This is a genomic window from Paenibacillus solani, assembly GCF_050475945.1.
In the GTDB taxonomy this organism is placed as follows: domain Bacteria; phylum Bacillota; class Bacilli; order Paenibacillales; family Paenibacillaceae; genus Paenibacillus_AQ; species Paenibacillus_AQ solani_A.
On record NZ_JBCMXJ010000005.1, the window covers coordinates 1 to 20,219 of the forward strand.

Genomic DNA, 20,219 nt, shown 5'->3' on the forward strand with positions numbered 1-20,219 from the left:
GCGCGCGCCGATTGAGTACCGATACGCGCTGGCTGCTTAGTCTTTTTCATCTGTCTACTTGACAGGGGTATGACCAGTATCGGGGCTTTTTTATATGGCATGTTATGTAAGCTGCATCGTTGTGATACAAGTATTGTTATCTTTAAAAGTAGCGATTTCAGATTCTGCTGTTTTTCCATCATACATAATTTTCACTTGATATTTCCCATCGCGCGGTAACCAGAGATCAATAAATCCATTATCAAAAGAAGTAATCGTTTCGTCCATGACTACAGTACCTTCTTCATCCTGAATAAACACATCGAAGTTTTTTGCTGCCAATTCTCCTTGGCACCCCGTTAAGCTGTGGATTGCACATTCATGTGTGCTTTCAATAAACGGTGCAATGGAAACAAAGAACTCATCCTTTGGAAGGTCATAAGAAGTCTTGTTCCCCTTATCCGTCACAATGAGTTCATGTGATGTAATGGACGCACTGACATCCTCAAAAGTACCAACACTATACGCATGGACTTTTTCTTTAATGTCCTGTGGCTCCGCTTCATTCGATGCACTATTATTGTTATTACAAGCTACTGACACCAGACTCAGTAATAAAGCCGAAACTATGAGCAAACCCTTTTTCATACATTATTCCACTCCTGTTTTCTTGTCATATTGAAAGGTCAAACATTTAGATTGTATCACATATCCATTTAAGTCATTGGTGCTCAACGTCACATCCATCTCTCACTCTAACGCTCAAAACAAACGAACTAGCATCAAAAAAATAAGAAGCCGCGGATTTCCGCGACTTCTTATGCGTATATGATCTTGTCGTCTTACATGCCGGAATATGAAATGCTATTGTTTGGTGATCAGTTGACCTACAAAAGCTTGAGCATGTAACGGGGCTGTCAAGTATTTTGGAGCTTTAGCTACGAACGCCTGAAAATGGCTGCTTGCATTGTGAGCTCCTACTGCTTCTTGGTCTTCCCACTGTTCGACCATCAGATATGTGTTTTCCTGATCCATATCCTTCATGAGCTTATATGATACATTCCCTGCTTCGGCGCGGGATGACTCAATAAGTTCTTGTACCGTCTCCAGAAATTCTGCTTCTACATCAGGGTTAATTTTCATTTCTGCATGAATAATAATCATAGTCATATCCTCACTTCCACTCCGCAATACGATCAATAGGCAGACGAGTGGTTCTACGTGCCTCTTTAGCAGCTTTACCTACAGATATAAGCATAACCGGGACATAACGTTCCTTCTCCAGACCAAATGCTTCTGCAATTCTGGATTTGTCATATCCGCCAATCGGGTTTGTATCATATCCATGAGCACGAGCAGAAAGCATAAGTTGCATGGATACCAGACCACTGTCAATCAGAATCATTTCGCGAAAAGCTTGTGCTGGCATACGTCCAAAAAGATCCGTATAGTTCGCCATGATTTGCTCTTTAATCTCTTGCGGTAAGAACCCTCTCTCCACAGCAGAACTCATGATTTCATCCGCATTATCAAATGCATTCATATCACCGAAAACAGCGATGACTGCAGAAGAAGTAGTAACTTGCGTTTTGTTGCCTGGTGCAAGCTCCTCAAGCGTCGATTTACCTTCTGGGCTATCAATGACAAGAAATCTCCAAGGCTGAAGATTAACAGATGATGGTGCCAATGTCGCTTCTTCCAATATTTCAGTCATTTCCTCACGGCTGATTTTGACTGCGGGATCATACACACGCACAGAGCGCCGAGAAGTAATAATATCTTTATAATCATTGTTTAAGGATGTTACAGTCATAGTATTCTCTCCTATTCTCTATTATGGATGGGTCTTGCTTGTATCTTTCATTCTGCGGATCTGGCTGTTCAGCTTCTGAAGAGCTTGAATCAACCCAAGTCTTTCAGACTCTGTAAGGTCTGTCTGCAGTTCCTCCAGGAAACGATCTTTCTCTGCTTTAAACAGCGCTACCTTCTCTTTGCCTTCTTCCGTAAGCTGAACTAACGTAATCCGGTTGTCGCTCTCACACCTGGTTCGCTGAAGGATTCCTTCCGCTTCCAATTGCTGAACATGACGAGTTACCGCCGCTGGATCAATAGAAACTGCTTTCTGCAGATCTGATTGGCTAATTTGGCCCCCCGTCAGTTTGCACAGGAGTTCGAGTCGATTGGGACTAACACCAGCACAGCGTTCAAACCGGGTCGCAATATGCTTGTTCAAATGCAATAGCAAATACAGTAGGTCGTCTGTATGACATGTAGAGATGATAAAGACCTCCTTCCATTAATTGACCCGTCAATAGTTGATGGGTCAATGATAAAACTTTATGTAACGAAAATCAAGTCTCTTGCATTAATTTCCAGAAAGTTATATAGAGAGACAGGAAACAGGTCGCGAGAAACGAGTCTATAAATGAATCTTTTCTATACTAACCGAGCTTTTTGGAGATTATGTATAAAATGAACACTGACAAGAAAGAGGGACCCTATCCACATCGATGGGGTCCCTCTTCTTATTCCTACGGTTTCGCTGTTCCGTTAATCTTCTCGAAGAACGGGGCCAGCATTGGGAGGAGTTGCTCAAAGTGCTGCTGTTCTTCTTTGGTCAACTTATCCATATGTTTAATTCCTTTTTCATCGGTCATCTTCAGCTTTAATTGCACCATCTGCTTGAATAGGTCCATAAATTCCTCGAATTCCTCTTCTGTGAGCTTGCTCTTTGCTGCTTGAATCATTTCCTCCATCTCGTTATAGTCTTCCTGCGAACCGCCGTGCTGTTCTATCGTTTTTACTGAACCGAATATTGCATCCGCCAGATAGGAAGAAGCAAATACAGCTGACGGAATCAGGATTACTGCAGCTATAATACCTGCGATCACGCGTTTTTTCATTGGGGATCTACCTCTCTTTTTGTTCACATAGTGTTGGTGGGACTGACTTACACGCCCATGTAAATCGGGTGGGCAATGCATCGAATCAGCCACCTGGCGCAGCTCTTCACGTAACTCCTTGTCAATGGACATACGCGTCACCTCCCGACATTTCGTATCGTTTCCGAAGTTCTTTGAGTGCCAGATGATGTCTGGATTTCACGGTGCCGACGGGGATCTGCAGAATGTCTGCGATTTCTTCCAGAGCGTAATCGTGAAAATAACGCAGGATGACGACCACGCGTAGTTTGTACGACAGCTGGCGGACAAGGTTAAACAGCTCAAGCTGCATTTCAGACTGCAGGACAGCTTTATCCGTCCAGTCGAACTGTGCACAAGTCAATTGGCGATTTCGTTCAAAGATACGAATTCGTCGCCAGGCCTTTCTTTTCCAATCCTGGACAAGCCGCACCGTAATCCCGTGCAACCAAAATCGAAATGGCCGGTTATGGTCGTACTTGTCAAACGAGCGCCACATATGCATGTAAACTTCATTTACGATATCTTCAACATCCTGTTTGTTGTAGACGAGAAAAGCAACCGTCCGATAGACGTCTTGGTGAGTCGCCTGATAGACAAGCTGAAAGGCTGACTCGTCGCCTGACGCCGCTTTTTCAATCCACTGAATTAAATCTTTATCATTCATGGGGGCCCCTCCTGAACGTGTTACAACTCTTAATTCGCTCTCGAGGAAAAAAAGGTTCAGTAAAAGAATATAATTTTTTAAAAAGCCGCGATTTTCGCGACTTTAAGAGACTACCCAATGCGAGCACACTTCTGCCACAAACGACATTACAGGCAATCCTTGAATTTGTCGATTATATCCAAAACTCCTTGATATACACAATTTCCAGATGTTACATTTAGATAGTGTAGTAGCGTCACTACTAAAAATAGAGAGAAGGATGCCAAAATGGGAATGTACGGATATTACTTTGCTCTGGATGACAAACTGGTGCAGCAAATCGATGCAGGCGATATTGAATTGAAAAGTTTAAATATAAAAGATTATCCCGGACTAGATATTGATAGATCCTGGGAGGCGATTCACTACTTGCTATGTGGAGATATAGCCGATGGTGAGCCCCCACTCAGCTATGTCGTTCCAATAACGTCAAAGCGAGGCATCGAATTTGGCTCATTCGGGGCGTTCTCCTTACGTGCCGATCAAGTTGCAGAAGCGCACCAAAAGATTTCTGAGATGGATGAAGAGCAGCTCCGATTGCGATACGATTTCCCGACCATGATCAAAGAAGAGGTATATCCTCTTGAACCTGGCATGGTTTCAGTCGAGGATGAGGACGAGTTCTTTGCCTTCATATTGCAGCATTTTAATGAAATCCAACGTTTCTACAGCCAAACTGCGTCCGAGGGTAAGGGTCTGATCTTCTACATTTTCTGATTCCAATTATATCGCAAGTGGTAACAAATACCATTACACAGGCTCAAGAGATTCCTCCTCTAACTTCTTATGCTCGCAAATCATCCGATTTTTTGTCTAGCTTTTCGTTTTCTTCCGCTCTAGTTTGGTTATGTTGCGCACATGAGTATACAAGGTTATTTTTAAAAGGAACGCTATTGTATACATCCAAATAAATTTGAGCTTTTTGTAAGAAGTAAACTGAACCTACCTGTTTAAAATAACTCATGGCAGAATGAATGGATAAGACAAAATCGGTGCGTGGGAGTTGAACGGTGGGATTTCTCCGTCATTATAAAAATGCATGCTGACCCGAGTTCGGGGCAGCATGCACATTCTTGTTTTATTCACTGATGACAAGGTATTGCTTAATTTACATTTAGACGAATCTGTTCTTAAAATGCTGGCACACCTAATCTATGTGCGCATCTCCGAAGGTCAACTGTTTCTGTTATTTCTCCACTTGCAAGCGCAATATAACCTGTTGTTATAAGAAGCAGGGTCGTTTTTCAAGAATCAATGAGTCCAAGATGAGCCCCATGCTCCCCGTCATTTAGCATTTCAACTCATTCAATCGGTTACATCTACCACGTCAGGAGTAGCACTCCGAATGGGTCGGCGGAAAATTTCCGTACAAGCGACACCTGCTAGCGCGATTCCACCACCGATAACATGATAAGCATGAACAGGTTCGCCCAACAAGACGATTGCAATGATTGCGGTTAGGACCGGTAACAGATTCATAAAAACGGAACAACGATTCGGTCCAAGAATATGTACGCCACGGACCCATAGAAAAGGAAGAACGACTGAAGCCAAACCTCCAGCATAGGCGATGAGCGGCAACGTTTCGGTGTTTAAAGCACGCATCGGCGCAGGTGTCGCAAGAAAAGCCGGGAACATGATAACCATCGCGCTGATCGCTTGCATATAGGTAGATTGCCAGCCAGCGACTGGCAAATTCCAACGTTTGAGTAACACACCATATAGCGCATAGACGATGGCTGCAATAAACATTAACGGATCGCCTAAATGAACACCATTTCGTATCAGCGAAACAGGATCACCTCCACTGACTAAGTAGACGAGGCCAACAAGCGATAGGATACCACCTCCAATCATACCGACGGTAGGAGTGTCTTTAAGCATCATGGCACTCAACGCTACAGTAAGAAGCGGCGTCATTGAAGTAAACACTGCGATATTAGTTGCCGTGGTTGTTTCCGCTGCCCAATAGGATAGGCTTTGGAAAAAGCACATCGATAAAAAACCAAGAATAGCAAATTTTCCTATATGCGGCCATATCACTTTACGATTTCGCCATGCAGGCACGGCTACGAATGTGCTCATTAGGAGTACCGCCAACACCAAACGATAGAAGGTGATAGCTTCTGGTCCGATCGTGTGTGCGGACATACGGGAAACGATAACATTTCCTGACCAAAGCACGATAGCAAAAAAGGGATAAAGAAACGTGAGTTTATGCGGTTTGTTTGAATTCATATATTTCCCTCCTATAAACATGATATCATCTGATGTTTAACGATAAAAAGGTAATATGCTTGGCGAGTTCTCCTAAGCTTAAATTCGAAGACAAATATTCTGCTGAAAGTAGAAAAATATAGGTACTCTTTCTCCAGAATTTGTATCACTATTCTTTTAAACAGCATATCATCTGATGTTTAACGTCGTTTTTTTTGCTACTAGAGTTCATTTCATTGTAACAGTATTTTGATCACCTCCTTTCGTTTATAATTGTTGCTGTAAATTTATAACTCAGCAAGGGTCCCATTCAGAATGTCTAATGTCCATTTTACTGCTTGATCGGGATCTCCTTGTTTGATCGCCTCATACACTTGTTCATGATAATAACTTAGCGGATTATGGGAGCGGTAATTTTGATTCAATTTGTCCATGGCATCGGATAAAACCTGGGAGAAAGTACGAAACATATCAATAATCACTGCATTTTTGCTTGCCATTGCAATGGCCATGTGAAAATCAATATCTGATTTTGCGTATAGGTCATGATCATCCTGCTCCAGCGCCATTTTTCTCGTATCCAAATGTTCGCGCATGTTAGCTAAATCCGTCTCATCGCGGCGCAGGGCAGCCAATCTGGAGTTTTCTAATTCAATCATTTTTCTTGCTTCGAATACCTCAATAAGTTCAGCGCGATGCAGACGGTTAATGAGCGGTTCCTGGATGATAGGAGAGGACTTCAGATATGTACCAAACCCCTGCTTCTTATCTAACAGGCCAGCATGAACCAACACTCGAATGGCTTCCCGAATAGTGGATCGACCTACGCCAAACAATTGCATCAGTTCAGGTTCCGGAGGAAGCAGGTCCCCAGGTTGAAGTTTCTCCGTTGAGATTTTATTTTGGAGTTGGATGACAACATCGTCAACGAGCTTATGGTGTTGAACCGGCTTTACCGACCCTTTTGATAACATCTGATCATCTCCTTTTTAGTATGGTAGCATTGTGTTTAATGTGAGGCAAGAGCAAATTATTATCGCTCCCATCCTTTTCACCATTAAATTTATGGGCTTGTGCGTAATAAAAACATCCCGCTAAGCGCGGGATGTTCTTCGATCAATATTGAGGATTTCATGTAAGATTTTTTTGTGGCGTACGCACTAATGAACCCGATCGACCTCATGACCGATAGGTCGACGAATGCCAGAACCATTACGAAACATCAACTTGACGTCAGGATCACTAAGCGAAAACTTGTTGCAAATGGATACTTTTTGAAGAAACGGCAGTCCCAGTTTCCCCCGAAACGTTTACAGATAATAGCCGGGTAACGTATCAGACGTCACCAGCAGATCCACTCGCTCGTCTCCAAGGAAACATAGTCGATATATTTAATCTCTTGCAAATAGAGTTGATCCCAGAGCCTGTTCACAAGAAGTGACGAGTCACATTCATACGTGTATACAATGCGATTCCCAAAGGGATCTGTGGTTTCTGACAGCTTTCATGAGATGCGACGGATTTCAAGCTATTATATGAGAAAATAATTAGTATTTATTGAAGCGAGCATTACGCTTGCGGAGCTACAAATCGGAATAAATAGGATTGTTCGTACGCAAACTGCAATTGATCTACTACTCGGTTATACCACTTATTTCCATGAGACAGATCAACAAAGCCTGCTGGAAGCATGCGACGAACGCTCACCTGAAACCCTGCCTGCATGAACGCTTGGGAGATGGTATCCAGTGTGTGATCCTGCATCGGGATAACCGCATTGCTATTAATGCGCTCTCGTATCACGGGTAAACTGGGATTGCTTGTGTAATCGGCAAAGGTTGCATAATAGACTCCTCCAGGTTTGAGACAGGTTTTGATTTTCAACGCATGTTCATCCAGATTCGGAATCAAGTACAACACAGCAAGACTGAAGGCAAAATCAAACCGATTCACAAACTGCTCAGGCTGCCCGGTAGCATGGAATTCAAGCGGCAATCCTCCCTTGCGTTGGTTCGCAATATCAATGGATTGCCGTGCAAGATCTGTTCCAATGCCTTCCTTGAAAGGACGCAACTCATATAGAAGTCTTAAAAAACCACCCTGGTTACAGCCAAAATCAAGGACGCTGCATTCTTCCAAATTCTCTTCCGGTATGAAACCGAGTACTCTCTTCCAGTGTGGAATATGATCATCCTCCATCCCCTGCTCCCCTTCACCAGGATGTTGCCACCACACCTCATATAGCGTTTGTTCGTTCAAAATGAAAACCTCCTTCATTTAAAATACATAGGTAGAGTCTATTGCGCTTTAGCCGAACCCCCTCGACTTGATAAAGCAATACATCCCGCCACAATAATCACACCACCGATTACAGTCAACATGTCCGGAATCTCTTGCCAAAATATAAAGCCAAACAATCCATTCAGTACAAGACCGAAATAACTGACAACTTGAACCACAATGGCACTCTCATGCGTGAACGCGCGAGTAAGGAACACTTGGCCGAGCAGCGAAACCACACCAATGGCCAGCAGGTATGCAGATTGAATAAGGTCTGGAATGACAAATTGCTGCCACATAAAGGGCAACGCCACCAGCGCCGATGTTGCCACAAAATAAAATACAATTTCATAGGATGGATGTATTCTGCTTAAATAACGAATGGAAATCCCGGCAGCTGCCGAAAAGATAGCACCCAATATCCCTACCAAAGCATATATTGAATAACTGGTATACTCATGGGGCTTAATCAGAAGCACTGCTCCCAGGAAAATAAAGGGCAGTATGCTTAGAGTTCTTCGGGAAATCTTCTCTTTTAAGAAAATAACGGATAGAACGATCACAAATACGGGAGACATCTGTGCGAGTATACTTGCATCCGTCAATGGGATTCTGGACAAGGTGAAAAAATAGGCTAGCATATACAATCCGCCCAGCACACCTCTTAATGCCAGCATGGGGATTCCTGTTCTAGAAAAAGAAATCTGTCTGGAACGCATCAACACAAGGATCAGAATGGTTCCGATCAGTCCACGGAAGAATGCAATCTCCGCTGGTGGAATCGTTCCACTAACCTCCTTCACGAGAACGTTCATCACGCTAAATACCAATGATGAGAACAAAGCTAACCATACACCATTTTTCATGAGAACCTCTTTCATCGTAGATTATATAAAAATCAACTATTAATCCAGATCATATACCGCTGATAACAGGCACTTCGTATACTCATGCCGTTCAGGCTCACCGATCAGCTCACTTGCAAACTCATCTACGATTTCCCCATCCTTCATGACGATAATTCGATTGCTCATCTGATGAACGGCTGCAATATCATGAGAAATGAACAAGAATGACATCTCCAGATCTGTCTGCAATTGTTTTAACAGCTGGAGAATATGAGCTTGCACTGTAACATCCAGGCTGGAAGTGGGTTCATCACAGATGAGCAGCTGTGGTCTGAGACTGATGCCTCTTGCAATCGCTACTCGCTGACGTTGACCTCCACTAAGTTCATGGGGGTAACGATCCAGATGTTCTGGTCCGAGTCCCACCATATCCAGCAGCTTTGCTGCTGTTTCACGTCTGGCATGGCTGACATCCGCAAGGAATGATGGTTTGACTTCCGGAAAATTATCCAAAGGTTCCAGCACGGATCGCCAGACAGGTAATCGATCATTCAAGGAAGCATTACTGTCCTGAAATACAACTTGAATGTGCTGTCTCATATTTCTGAGCAAGCTCTTTTTGGCTTGTACAAGTGATGTCCCGTCCAGACATATATCTCCACGATCCGGCTCTTCCAAAGCAAGCAGTAAACGTGAAAGCGAGCTTTTGCCACTGCCGCTCTCGCCTACAAGCCCCAGGCATTCCCCTTTCTGTATGGTAAAGGAGACCTGACGGACCGCATGAACGGCTTCCTTCCCTTGTCCATATGTCTTAACCAGATTAGTAACATTCAGCAATGGTTCCATTATCCACTACCTCCACATTTCAGTTTCTTGTATATGGAGACCATGCTTGCGAGTGATTCGAGGACAAGCCCGCAACAGCGCTTGCGTATACGGATGCTGGGGGTCATCCCGAATCTGATCGCGGCTTCCCGTTTCCACAAGACAGCCATTTTGCATCACTGCGATCCGATGTGAACGCTTGATGACCTGCCTCAAATCATGGGAGATCAAGAGAATTGCGCAGCTGACTTCACGCTGCAGATCCTCCATCAAGTCCATAATGGCTCTTCCTGTGATGACATCCAGCGCGGTGATCGGTTCATCTGCAATCAGCAGAGCCGGCTTCAGCATTAATGCGGCGGCAAGCGCAATCCGCTGCAATTGCCCTCCACTCAACTGATAAGGATAACTCCGAAACGAGTGTTCTGCTGGGAGTTTCACGCGATGCAGCCAGTCCATGACCATTTCTTTCGCTTCCTTACGCGTGACCTGAGCATGTGTACGAATGACTTCCACCAGCTGATGGCCCACTTTCATGAAAGGTGTGAAGCTGCCTCGATAATCCTGAAATACGCATCCAATGGCTTTACCGCGCAGCGATTTTACGTATCGGGCCGGTGCTTCTAATAGATCTGTCCCCTGAAAAAAAATCTGTCCATGGGTAACAGTGAGAGGTCTCGCTAAGTGGCCAGCTACGGCACTCGCTGTAATGCTTTTACCACTTCCGCTTTCTCCAACGATGGCCAGTGTTTCTCCAATATGAATATCGAATGAAATGTCTTCCGTGATGCGGTGAATGCTTCCTTTATCCAAGACACTTATCGCCAGCTGATCTACCTTAAGGACGAGATGTCCTTTCTGTAATTCCTTCAATACTAGACCCTCCCATCCGCGCCTAACTTCATTAACGATTGCGTACGTCCAGGTGATCCCGAATGCCATCACTGATCAGATTGCAACTAAACACTACGATTAGAATACACATGCCCGGATAAATCATCAGTTGTGGCGCAGCCTGAAAATATGAGCGCCCCTCATTCAGCATCGCTCCCCATTCTGGAACAGGAGGCTGTACGCCTAGACCAAGAAATGAAAGCATGGATATTAGCAGAATAAATCGGCCCACCTCAAGCGCAGCCATGACAGCGAGTGGAGACAGGACATGTCTTACTAAGTGACGATATAGAATGGTCCACATCCCACTACCTGCTACAACAGCTGCTCTGACATAATCCTTCTCCTTCTCCAGAAGGATAATACTTCGTACCAATCTTGCATAAGTAATCCACTTTACACACGCAACGGCCAACATGACATGCAGAAGACCGGGTCCAAGGAAACCGGCAACAGCAACAGCGAGCAAAAACTCGGGCACTGCCCCTATGCCATCTATGAATCTCATCAGCAGAGTGTCCAGGCGTCCACCCCAATATCCGGATAACATACCGATAGGTACACCAATCAGGATGACGGTCAGTAGCACAAGAAAGGTCGTACTCATCGTGGTGCGCGTCCCCTCAATAATGCGAGATAATATGCATCTGCCCAGATGGTCTGTACCTAGTGGAAACTGAGCATTGGCTGGAAGTAAACGATCTGACATACGAACCTGCAATGGATCGTTGGGCATGATCCAGGGTCCAGTGAGAGCGACGAGAATAAAAAGCAGAATGATGCCTGCGCCCATCCATACCAGTGGATTGGATCGTAGTCGTCGACTTTCGTAAGGGCTTATACCCTGAAGTAGAAATATTCTTTTCACGCTCGGCGCCCCCCTTTGGGACGAATTCTGGGATCGAGCAATCTGTAGCTAAGGTCCACAAGTATATTGGCCGTTACAACAAATACACCTGTAAGAAGAACGTAACCCTGAATAACCGGATAATTTCTTTGGGTAATTGCCTCCATGACCATGCTTCCTAGTCCCGGCCATGCAAAAAGAGTCTCTGTTACAACAGAGCCCGCCAGCAGTGCACTCAGACTCATTCCAAATATCGTTATGACCGGAAGCAAGGCAGCTCGAAGGGCATGTTTTACAACGATCCTCCATTCGGCTATTCCCCTAGCCCGAGCGGCACGAACATATTCTTGAGATAACGCATCAAGTATTCCGGACCGGAGTAACCGAATGTACTCGGGGGCCATGACAAACCCCAGCGTAATCGATGGGAGGATGAGATGTCTAACGTCACCGCTTCCCATTGTCGGCAGCCAGTTCAACTTGAAAGAAAAGGCATAAACTAACAACAATCCAAGCCAGAAGCTTGGGATGGAAGCGCCGATCAGCGCGAATAAACGGCTAAAATGATCGGGCCATTTTCCTTTATATTTTGCAGCTACTACACCAAGCGGAATGGATACAAGCAAGAGCACGATAATAGCACCTGCAGTCAGGGAGACGGTAGCAGGAAGTCGATCCATCATCAGGTCCCAAACGTCCCGGTTGTTGACCAAAGACTTTCCCAGATCGAGTTGCACGACACTCCAGAGCCAGAGGCCATACTGTTGCACCAACGGCAGATTTAACCCAAGTTGTTCCCTCATCTGTTCCTGATCCAATTGGGAGACCGCTCCCTCACTGGCCTTTAATATCGTGAACACCGGGTCACCCGGTGCCATCTTCATCAGTAGGAACGTAGTCATACTTAGCATCAAAAGTACAAAAATCAGCTGAAACATTCGTGAAAACAACTGCCTATACATATCACTTCACATCCAGTGTATGCGTTATAATGTAAAACTCCTCTGCTCCAGGTTTCCAACCGGTTACCCGATTGTTCACACCTACCAGGATGTTAGGATTGATAATATAAGAGTGAGGCACATCCTTGTTGATCACGGTCACCGCCTGTTGTGTGAGTTGATTTCGTTTCTCTGTGTCACCTGTCACATTCAGTTCCTTCAAAATGGGCTCAAGTCCCTTCACTTCAATGTTGGCAGGATTATATGAACCTCCCGGAACATATGCGGAATTCAGGAATGAACCCCCGTCCCCCCTTGGTGAAGTTAAATAACTGGCCGTAGAGATGTCCCAATCCGTGTGATCTGCGATATAAACATCCGGATATTCCACGGAAACAATCTCAATCTTTATGCCTGCTTTAGCCGCTTCCGACTGAACCACCTGAGGTATCAGAGGCAGTTCAGGATTAACTCCGGTAAATGCAATAAGCTTCAAGGTCAGCGGCTGCCCTTCCTTCTGTAACATGCCATCTGAACCCTTGCTATACCCGGCATTTTCCAATAACTGTGATGCGCCAACTTCATCCAGTTTTTGATACCCTTCTTTATTGCCAAAAGGAAGTGCAGCATTAAACGGCCCATTGGCTGGTGATGCATGGCCGAGCATAATATCCTGAACAATTGAATCCCGATCAATAAGTTTATCGAGCGCTTGACGAACACGAAAGTCGCTGACTTTTGGACTGACCGGGTTATAGGTGAAATAGTGTGTTCTCAAGCCCGTAACAGAGCTAACACCCAGTTCGCTGTCTGTCTCAATGGAGGCAAGCATCTCTGGAGCTAAGTGAAATACAATGTCCGCTTGCTTGGACTGGAAGGCGAGTGTTCTGACATTGGCATCTGCGTTAAACTTGAATGTAACCTCGTTTAGCTTGGCCTTTCCATCCCAGTAATCGTCGAAACGTATAAGGTGGATTTCACTGCCTGATGTGAAGCTGGTGACCCTGAACGGACCGGTCCCTACTGGGGCGCTGTTGAATGCCACTTTGCCCATACTGTCCTCCGCAGCTACACTGATAATGCTGGTGGTCGGATGTACAAGTTCTGTTGGGAATGCAGGGTAAGGTTCTCTTGTAGTTATCTGAAGCTTCTGTCCACTTGCCTCGATCGAATCAATTTTCAGTGCAGCTGCAAGTGCTTTGCTGTCCGTAATTCCTCTCTCGAACGATGCTTTTACAGCTTCAGCATCGAGTAGGGTGCCATCCTGGAATTTGATACCTTCCCGAATGGTGAAGATCCAAGTCCGGTCGTCCTTGGCTTCCCAGTCAGATGCCAGCCAAGGAGAAACCTCCATATTCTCATCAAGACGCAGCAATGTTTCTGTTATACCCGCGCGCAAAGCGATCCACGTATTGTGCGGGTCGAGCGTATCATTGGGAAGACTATGTATGATCGTGAGATGTTTGGATGCAGATGAACTGGAATTGTTTTTCTCACTGGATGAACTGGAAGAAGCACTCCCCCCATTGTCTTGAGTACAGCCGGGCAGAATAATGGACAGGCATAACATCCATATAAAACCTAAGAAGACAGTTCTGCGCTGAGATCGAATCCATACACTCATGACTTGAAAACATCCTCTCTATCCTTTAAGTTTATTGTTTGCATTTCCCTGATAATCACTTCTGCTTCATCCAATGTGCTGTCATTAATGAGATCAGGAAGGAATGCTTCAGTTCCTTGTTCCTCCATAAATTTTCCTAATTGTTTTTCAAAGGTTAGGATAAACGTCTTGGCTTGGAGCATTGGAAGGTAAAGTGCTTGCCCGACAAGGTATAACAGCTTTAATTTTCTGTAATCTTCATAAGGAACACGAGGAATAACCCATCTCCCCTCTTGATCTCGACTCACCTGTTGGTAGGGTACAGCTGCGAATGGACGGTATTGACCCTGTTCGTCAGGAGTAGAGAATGGATCAATGAGGAGAGATGCATACCTAACATATAACAAGTACTCTTGGTGAATATCCTCAAACTGAACAAATCCCTCGATGTCTAATCTGGAGAGCGTTTGCTCCTGAACGGGATAGTTGTCATCATTCATAAATTTCAGCAAATTCACCGGATCCGCTCCAAACTTCACAAGAACACTGGAGATTTCCTTCCACAGTCGCACCATGCTGCGGATGGCATCTGGTGTAATGGGTCCTTCCGGGTATAACTTATACATATACTTGGTGGAGCGAGTGAGACTGAAAATCTCTTGTAAAGAAAATGAATTCAGAAAAAACGGTGGATGGACATAGGTCGTAATACTTCTGCTTTCTGCCTCGATTGGATGAGATGTCCGTTCGGCTGTAATGCCGAGGCTCGACATAAAATCCTGAAGTATAAACAACATGCTGCTGTTTGCCTGGCTGGAACCGATGTATATCTTCCTTTTCAGGCCTTTGATAATGGATTTTAGGAGAGTAGATGAATCTGGGGGGAATTTTGTTGCTGCATAGTATGTGGAGAAGCTAATCACCTCTACATGATCGCGGGACTGGCCAAGGCTTTCCTTTACTAGAATATTGGAGCCTATTCCTGGTGATATCAGAATGATTCGTTTAATCTGAATCCGCTGATCCAGTTTCAATTCATGAATGATCTCAACGTAACTGTGGCTGGGAACACATAGAACGATGGTTTGCAATCATCTTCTATGGAGTCGAATCCTGCATAAAATTTGTCCAATCGCGCTGTCGCTGAAAGATGCTTGCCGCGCTCAACCAGTACTTCCGTACATAGCTGGAATGAATATTGATCAAGCTCTTGTTGCAGTCGCTCCGCATGAATTCCTAGGCGGTTGGTCAGACCCAGACGGCGACACCAACCTTTAGACAGATCTACGGCAACATGAATACCCGCTGGCCCTGCACCCACAATCAATACATTGCCAAGAGGGGGAGTTTCGTGCAGCTTGTTCACCCTCTTCACCTTCCTTATACTATGCTGTGCTTCGGTTCGATAATCATTGTTTCATAGAAGCCTTCTCCTGCTGAAATGGCGGTCCTTCGCCAGTCATCGGACAGGTCTTCTTCAAGCGGATAATTAAAAAGCGTTTTCAGTCCGTTTCCATACCTCATCATGATGCGCGTGCCAGGTTGAATCTTCTCTTTCAAATCATTTAGAACATCCAATTTGTTACGAACAAGAGAGGCAATAACAACATGCGTAGCTTCATTCACAAAAGATATTTCCTTAAGTGGCTTTCCAGTAAATATAATTCTGCTGCCAAGTCCCCAAGTTTCTGCTACTTTTCTTCCCTGTTCCACGGCTTCCGGATCAATATCCAAGCATACAATAGTTGCATGGGTCTCATGAGCGATGGTTAGTGCCGAGAGAGGAAATGCGCCTGAACCGACAAAAAGAACTTTGGATCGATGCCCAATATGGAAATCACGCAGCTCGTTTCTAACGGATCTGGATAGTATTTCGATGTACTCACTTACATTCAAGCGTTGCTCAATGGCGAGGCCGGATTGATACTTTTCCATATCACATAGCGCTTGTACAGATGTTTCACGCAGTTGCTCAACATACAATTGGATTTCCTCCTGACTCCCCCACTCAAGCCACTGCTTGTCATTTTCTTCAATCGTCATAAATTGACACAGCGCATCCAGCTTCATTTGTAAGAGATCGAAACACTCCTCGTGCTCCTTCGCCTAGGCACTTAATTGTTTAATTTTGTATTCAAGTGATCTCAAGGAAAGTAAGAAGGCATATTTGCTTTTCATTTCATTCCCTCCGTTCTGGACTAGACACATAATCAATCCTATTGTCGCTGCAGTATAAACAGAGGTGTATAGAAAGCGCTACCAATTTAACGTGTTTACATTATACATAAAAAGGTATTTTTACCATATAGCTCAATATGGCTATAAAAGTAAAAAAAGCCCGCAATTTGTGCGGGCTTTTAAGCGTTTATCATCTGATTTAATTGTTATTTATCGATTTTCGGCGTCTTGATCATGAAGGCAAATATACTAATAAGTGCCGTAAAAAGAATCAGTACGTTGAATCCGTTCTGGATTCCGAAGGATTTGGAGATCTGACCAATTAAGACTCCAACAACGGCACCTCCGAGACCCGAAGCAACGTAGATCAAGCCTTGCAAGGAGCCTGTTTTTTCTGTCAGTTTGGAAGCAATACCTTGCGCAGTTGGAAACAAGACGGACATCGCCAATCCGAACACCATGATAAGATAGCTGAAATCTTTCATGAAGATGCGTCCCGCAATCAAAGAGACAAGGGCGAAAAGCGAGAATAATACCAATGTGCGGCGCTCTCCTAGTTTGTAAATGATGAATCCTCCGGCAAACCGACCGATTGTGAACAAGAAAGCGAAGCTTGCAATGATATAACTTGCGGTCGCGGCCTTGTGTGCGGCATCCATTCCTGCAATGTCAAGCGACGTGTAGAGAATCGGGAAGAAATTCAAGAACCCGGCCTCCGCGGCGACATAGAACAAGATGAATAGAATGACCAGGATAATCTGGCTATTCTGGAAGAGCTGTAGCACAGATTTAACCGTAACATCATTTTGTCCATTTACTGCAGAGGTTTGAGACTGTTTGAAAGAGATTAAAGCGAATAAGATGATGGCAATAATGACGGCAACGCCTATATAGAATGCTCGCCAGGTGACGTTGTGCTCAAAAATCATATTGATAATCAGCGGAGTCACGATCATACCGACCCCGAACAACGCATTCGCCAAATTAAAGACTACCCCTGCGCGTTCCTTGAAGAATGCTGGAATCAGGGTGGCAACAGACACGGTCATGGAACCGATCCCGAGACCGACGATGAGATAGAATCCCAGGAAGAATGTCACGGTAAACGCCATGCTGGTTCCGAATAAGCCGATCATCATGAGTACGGTCCCGGCCATCATGACAATTTTGATCCCTTTGCGGTCGGCGAGTATCCCCGCCACCAAGCTTGCCAGAAGGAATCCGATTTGGAAGATGGATACCATGAGGCCGACCTGACTTATATCAAGCTGTATATCGTATTGTACCTTCTCTAATATGATCCCTTTTGTATTCTGAATCCCGCCGAGCACGAACATCGTGGCAAAAATCAAGAAAAAGATAATGGGTCGCTGTAATTTTTGCATGATTAGTGAGCTCCTTTTTCTCGGAGATTTTGAATAGCTTCAAACAGATCGTCGGTTGCCCAGCCGTAGCAGTAATACAACAGATCGTCGGCTGCGCTCCGTTCGCCGGCATGGATCGCTTCTAGTAAATTTTCCGGCGTGAGGTTCCACATTTGGATACCGCTAAATATGCGAGTATCCGGCGCGGATTTCTCACGAACAATATTGTTCTGATCCGCAACGAACTCAATCGGGAAACCTTCCGCTTTGAACGTCTTGTAAGAAAGGTCATATGGAAGATCAAAGAATTTCTTAAATGCATGGAATGCTGCTTCCTCTTCCTCCGGTGTATCCGTGAGTTTATGGATCAATCCTTGTACGTCAGCTCCTCCTCCAAGCTTGTGATAAGGGAAGTGCTTCAGTGCAGGAGATAGTTTCGTCAGGCTGGCATAATCTTGTCCGAGCAACCAGCCGTAGGCAGGCGGCCACAGGTCGAGCCAGATTGTAAACTCTTCATTGATCTTTCGTACCCGCGTGATGAGATGCTCCACGAATTCCGAGACACTGTCTTGACGGAATTGGATCCAGGCCTGAATAAGTTCATTAGCGTTCGCATAGTCGACGGCCGCATCGAATTGTTTCGCTTTGAACATCATACTCCATGTGTTAATTGCTTCTTTAATGGCATGAACGTCTAGGTGCCGCGCCTGCATCTTTGCTTGGCAATGCGGACAGAAGCAGGTCAGCAGTTGCTTGGGATTGATCTCCTCTCCCGCCCAATCCGGATAGCGAATGCGGTCAATCATGTAGGAAGTGAATCCATAACGTTGATTTAGATCCACGAAGGCTTTTTCCCAGAAACCGATTACATCCGGCGCATTCGGACAGAGCCAGTGCGGAATGACTTGTCCCGTATAATCCGTGACCAAATTGTTCTGGAGCTTGCTTCCCTCAAAGTGGCCGTTCAGAATATTCAACCATGGAATGATTTCAAAGTCTTCTCCTTGCATCGCGTTCTTGATGATCATAAGCGGATCCTGCTCAGGAGAGAGAGTAGGTTCCCGGCGTTGATCCAGGCCTGATTCTGCATAAGAAGGCAAAATGGCATGCATTGTGCCTGTCCCGAAGACGACTTCATGGACGGGGTTACGCGGTAACTTCCCAACAGGGACCGGATTGCGCTCAAAAATGGTGTTTACCTCAGGAAAGATGTATTGAACGTCTTTCAGCTTCTTAATGTAAGAAATAATCTGCGACATGCCTTCATCAATAATGTCATGCGGGTGAAGTTGAATGCCTGACATAAGCTCCACGCTCCTTTAGTTTTGATTCATTATTTGCTGGGTTATTCTGGGTTATTACAATTGCTTGTCTTTCAAGAATTGTAGGGTTGGATAGGATTGATTTAGTCCTAAAATCGCTATGCCTTGTAAAGCCGAGTGATGCTGAAGCTTGGAAATTTCTATCGATACGTCCGTGACCTCTGTCGTGTGAAGCTTTACTTTGCTGATGATGTGATCCAGTGATAAAGACTTGGTCACTCCGCCCATAAGTAAAATTTTTTCCGGGTTAATGAGGGCTATCATATTGAGAATCCCCATTGAAAGATGATCCTCGAACTTGTCTACAAGATACTTTGCCTGAAGATCGCCTTGCTTGGCTTGCTGGAATACCTCTTTTGCAGACATCTTTCTCTTGTATAGCTTAAAGGCAGCGTCCTCAATCCCCGAACCGGAGCATGACATTTCCAAATGCCCCTTTTCTGAAGGCGCATACATCTGATCGCGATGAACAACCATATAACCGATTTCGCCTGCGGCATTATGCGACCCGCGAATGACTTTACCGTCAATCATCATGGCCGAACCGAGTCCGGTACCAATTCCAATCAGCACGGCTGAATTCAAATCCTTGAAGGCTCCGGAATACATTTCACCGACGAGCGCGGCGCGTACGTCATTCTCGATAGTAACTGGTACTTGAAAAACTTCTCTAAAATATTGTCCCAACTGAATGTTCTTCCATTCGGGCAAGTTAGGGGAGCCTTCGAGAACTACGCCCGTAGCCTGATCCACGATGCCGGGAGTTGCGATGCTAATAAACGAAAGCCGTTCGATCGGGTGCCCTGATTGTTGAATGAAATGTTTCAAATCGGCAGTCATTCGATCCAGGAATTCATTGCTTGTCTGCAGATCATAAGTCGGAACCATCTGCTGAAAGAAACACTCACCCGCTAAGTTAAACATGCCCAGATGAATCGTCGTTCCGCCTAAATCTATGGCAATGCCATAAGTCGCATTTTTCGAAAAATGCAAGTTCGTTCCACGTTTGCTTGCATCGGCATCATCCTTTTCATCATAGATGAGGTTCTCATCGATCAATTCTTTGACGATCTCTGATATTGTTGCCTTTGTAATACCGGAATGCTTTGCTATTTCAGAGCGTGGTAAAGGTCCCAGGTCTTTGATGATATTCAAGACGATTTCTTTGTTCATCTTGCGTATCGTGCTTGGTAAATTCACTTTCATTAGAGTTAGTCACCTTACTTTCTTACAATAATTAAAATTCATTTAAGTTTATATTATAAACTTAAATGAGATAAAAACAAGAAAATAG

General features: G+C 44.8%; 22 protein-coding genes. 1 reads left to right on the forward strand and 21 read right to left on the reverse strand.

Annotated elements, in window-relative coordinates:
• Positions 1-102: 102 nt before the first annotated feature.
• The 6 genes from ABEQ74_RS01640 to ABEQ74_RS01665 all read right to left on the reverse strand — a co-directional run bounded on the left by ABEQ74_RS01640 (position 103) and on the right by ABEQ74_RS01665 (position 3,567).
• Entirely contained in the window at positions 103-627 is a 525-nt protein-coding gene (locus ABEQ74_RS01640; protein ID WP_430118772.1) for a CueP family metal-binding protein, read from the reverse strand.
• Positions 628-843: 216 nt separating this feature from the next.
• Entirely contained in the window at positions 844-1,143 is a 300-nt protein-coding gene (locus ABEQ74_RS01645; protein ID WP_430118774.1) for a putative quinol monooxygenase, read from the reverse strand.
• Between the two features lie 10 nt (positions 1,144-1,153).
• Positions 1,154-1,792: a nitroreductase family protein gene (locus ABEQ74_RS01650; protein ID WP_430118776.1), complete on the reverse strand. Its 639-nt coding sequence runs from the start codon at positions 1,790-1,792 to the stop codon at positions 1,154-1,156.
• Between the two features lie 21 nt (positions 1,793-1,813).
• A complete protein-coding gene (locus tag ABEQ74_RS01655; RefSeq protein WP_430118778.1) occupies positions 1,814-2,224 on the reverse strand; it encodes a MarR family winged helix-turn-helix transcriptional regulator in 411 nt (136 codons plus the stop codon).
• Positions 2,225-2,510: 286 nt separating this feature from the next.
• Positions 2,511-3,014 (reverse strand): DUF3600 domain-containing protein, encoded by a 504-nt coding sequence (locus tag ABEQ74_RS01660; protein ID WP_430118780.1) that lies wholly within the window; start codon positions 3,012-3,014, stop codon positions 2,511-2,513.
• Positions 3,004-3,567 (reverse strand): sigma-70 family RNA polymerase sigma factor, encoded by a 564-nt coding sequence (locus ABEQ74_RS01665; RefSeq protein WP_430118782.1) that lies wholly within the window; start codon positions 3,565-3,567, stop codon positions 3,004-3,006. Before ABEQ74_RS01665 ends, ABEQ74_RS01660 begins: the two co-directional genes overlap by 11 nt.
• 267 nt (positions 3,568-3,834) lie before the next feature.
• Between ABEQ74_RS01665 and ABEQ74_RS01670 the strand changes: the two genes are divergently transcribed.
• Positions 3,835-4,323 carry a YfbM family protein gene (locus tag ABEQ74_RS01670; protein WP_430118784.1) on the forward strand — a complete coding sequence of 163 codons (489 nt, stop codon included), beginning with the start codon at positions 3,835-3,837 and terminating at the stop codon, positions 4,321-4,323.
• 588 nt (positions 4,324-4,911) lie between these two features.
• Here the strand turns inward: ABEQ74_RS01670 and ABEQ74_RS01675 are convergent.
• From ABEQ74_RS01675 to ABEQ74_RS01745, 15 genes are all read right to left on the reverse strand, one after another.
• Positions 4,912-5,844: a DMT family transporter gene (locus ABEQ74_RS01675; protein WP_430118786.1), complete on the reverse strand. Its 933-nt coding sequence runs from the start codon at positions 5,842-5,844 to the stop codon at positions 4,912-4,914.
• 266 nt (positions 5,845-6,110) lie between these two features.
• Entirely contained in the window at positions 6,111-6,797 is a 687-nt protein-coding gene (locus ABEQ74_RS01680; protein ID WP_430118788.1) for a FadR/GntR family transcriptional regulator, read from the reverse strand.
• Between the two features lie 595 nt (positions 6,798-7,392).
• Positions 7,393-8,082 carry a class I SAM-dependent methyltransferase gene (locus ABEQ74_RS01685; protein ID WP_430118790.1) on the reverse strand — a complete coding sequence of 230 codons (690 nt, stop codon included), beginning with the start codon at positions 8,080-8,082 and terminating at the stop codon, positions 7,393-7,395.
• A 38-nt stretch (positions 8,083-8,120) separates the two neighbouring features.
• The gene (locus ABEQ74_RS01690; protein ID WP_430118792.1) at positions 8,121-8,969 is read right to left on the reverse strand and encodes a DMT family transporter; all 849 of its coding nucleotides are present in this window, start codon (positions 8,967-8,969) and stop codon (positions 8,121-8,123) included.
• Between the two features lie 39 nt (positions 8,970-9,008).
• Complete coding sequence (locus ABEQ74_RS01695; protein ID WP_430118794.1) at positions 9,009-9,797, reverse strand: ABC transporter ATP-binding protein; 789 nt, start codon at positions 9,795-9,797, stop codon at positions 9,009-9,011.
• Between the two features lie 6 nt (positions 9,798-9,803).
• Entirely contained in the window at positions 9,804-10,649 is an 846-nt protein-coding gene (locus tag ABEQ74_RS01700; RefSeq protein ID WP_430118796.1) for an ABC transporter ATP-binding protein, read from the reverse strand.
• Positions 10,650-10,680: 31 nt separating this feature from the next.
• The gene (nikC, locus tag ABEQ74_RS01705) at positions 10,681-11,538 is read right to left on the reverse strand and encodes a nickel transporter permease (RefSeq protein WP_430118798.1); all 858 of its coding nucleotides are present in this window, start codon (positions 11,536-11,538) and stop codon (positions 10,681-10,683) included.
• Positions 11,535-12,479 carry a nickel ABC transporter permease gene (gene nikB / locus ABEQ74_RS01710; protein WP_430118800.1) on the reverse strand — a complete coding sequence of 315 codons (945 nt, stop codon included), beginning with the start codon at positions 12,477-12,479 and terminating at the stop codon, positions 11,535-11,537. Before nikB ends, nikC begins: the two co-directional genes overlap by 4 nt.
• Before the next feature lies 1 nt (position 12,480).
• On the reverse strand, positions 12,481-14,082 hold the full coding sequence (gene nikA, locus ABEQ74_RS01715) for a nickel ABC transporter substrate-binding protein (RefSeq protein ID WP_430118802.1): 1,602 nt from the start codon (positions 14,080-14,082) through the stop codon (positions 12,481-12,483).
• On the reverse strand, positions 14,079-15,095 hold the full coding sequence (locus tag ABEQ74_RS01720) for an opine metallophore biosynthesis dehydrogenase (protein ID WP_430118804.1): 1,017 nt from the start codon (positions 15,093-15,095) through the stop codon (positions 14,079-14,081). The genes nikA and ABEQ74_RS01720 overlap by 4 nt, the downstream gene beginning before the upstream one ends.
• Entirely contained in the window at positions 15,092-15,427 is a 336-nt protein-coding gene (locus tag ABEQ74_RS01725; RefSeq protein WP_430118806.1) for an opine metallophore biosynthesis dehydrogenase, read from the reverse strand. The genes ABEQ74_RS01720 and ABEQ74_RS01725 overlap by 4 nt, the downstream gene beginning before the upstream one ends.
• A gap of 14 nt (positions 15,428-15,441) precedes the next feature.
• Complete coding sequence (locus tag ABEQ74_RS01730) at positions 15,442-16,104, reverse strand: nicotianamine synthase family protein (RefSeq protein WP_430118808.1); 663 nt, start codon at positions 16,102-16,104, stop codon at positions 15,442-15,444.
• A 341-nt stretch (positions 16,105-16,445) separates the two neighbouring features.
• Positions 16,446-17,624: an MFS transporter gene (locus tag ABEQ74_RS01735; protein ID WP_430118810.1), complete on the reverse strand. Its 1,179-nt coding sequence runs from the start codon at positions 17,622-17,624 to the stop codon at positions 16,446-16,448.
• Between the two features lie 2 nt (positions 17,625-17,626).
• Positions 17,627-18,907: a hypothetical protein gene (locus ABEQ74_RS01740; protein WP_430118812.1), complete on the reverse strand. Its 1,281-nt coding sequence runs from the start codon at positions 18,905-18,907 to the stop codon at positions 17,627-17,629.
• Between the two features lie 54 nt (positions 18,908-18,961).
• Positions 18,962-20,131: an ROK family transcriptional regulator gene (locus ABEQ74_RS01745; RefSeq protein WP_430118814.1), complete on the reverse strand. Its 1,170-nt coding sequence runs from the start codon at positions 20,129-20,131 to the stop codon at positions 18,962-18,964.
• Positions 20,132-20,219: the final 88 nt, after the last annotated feature.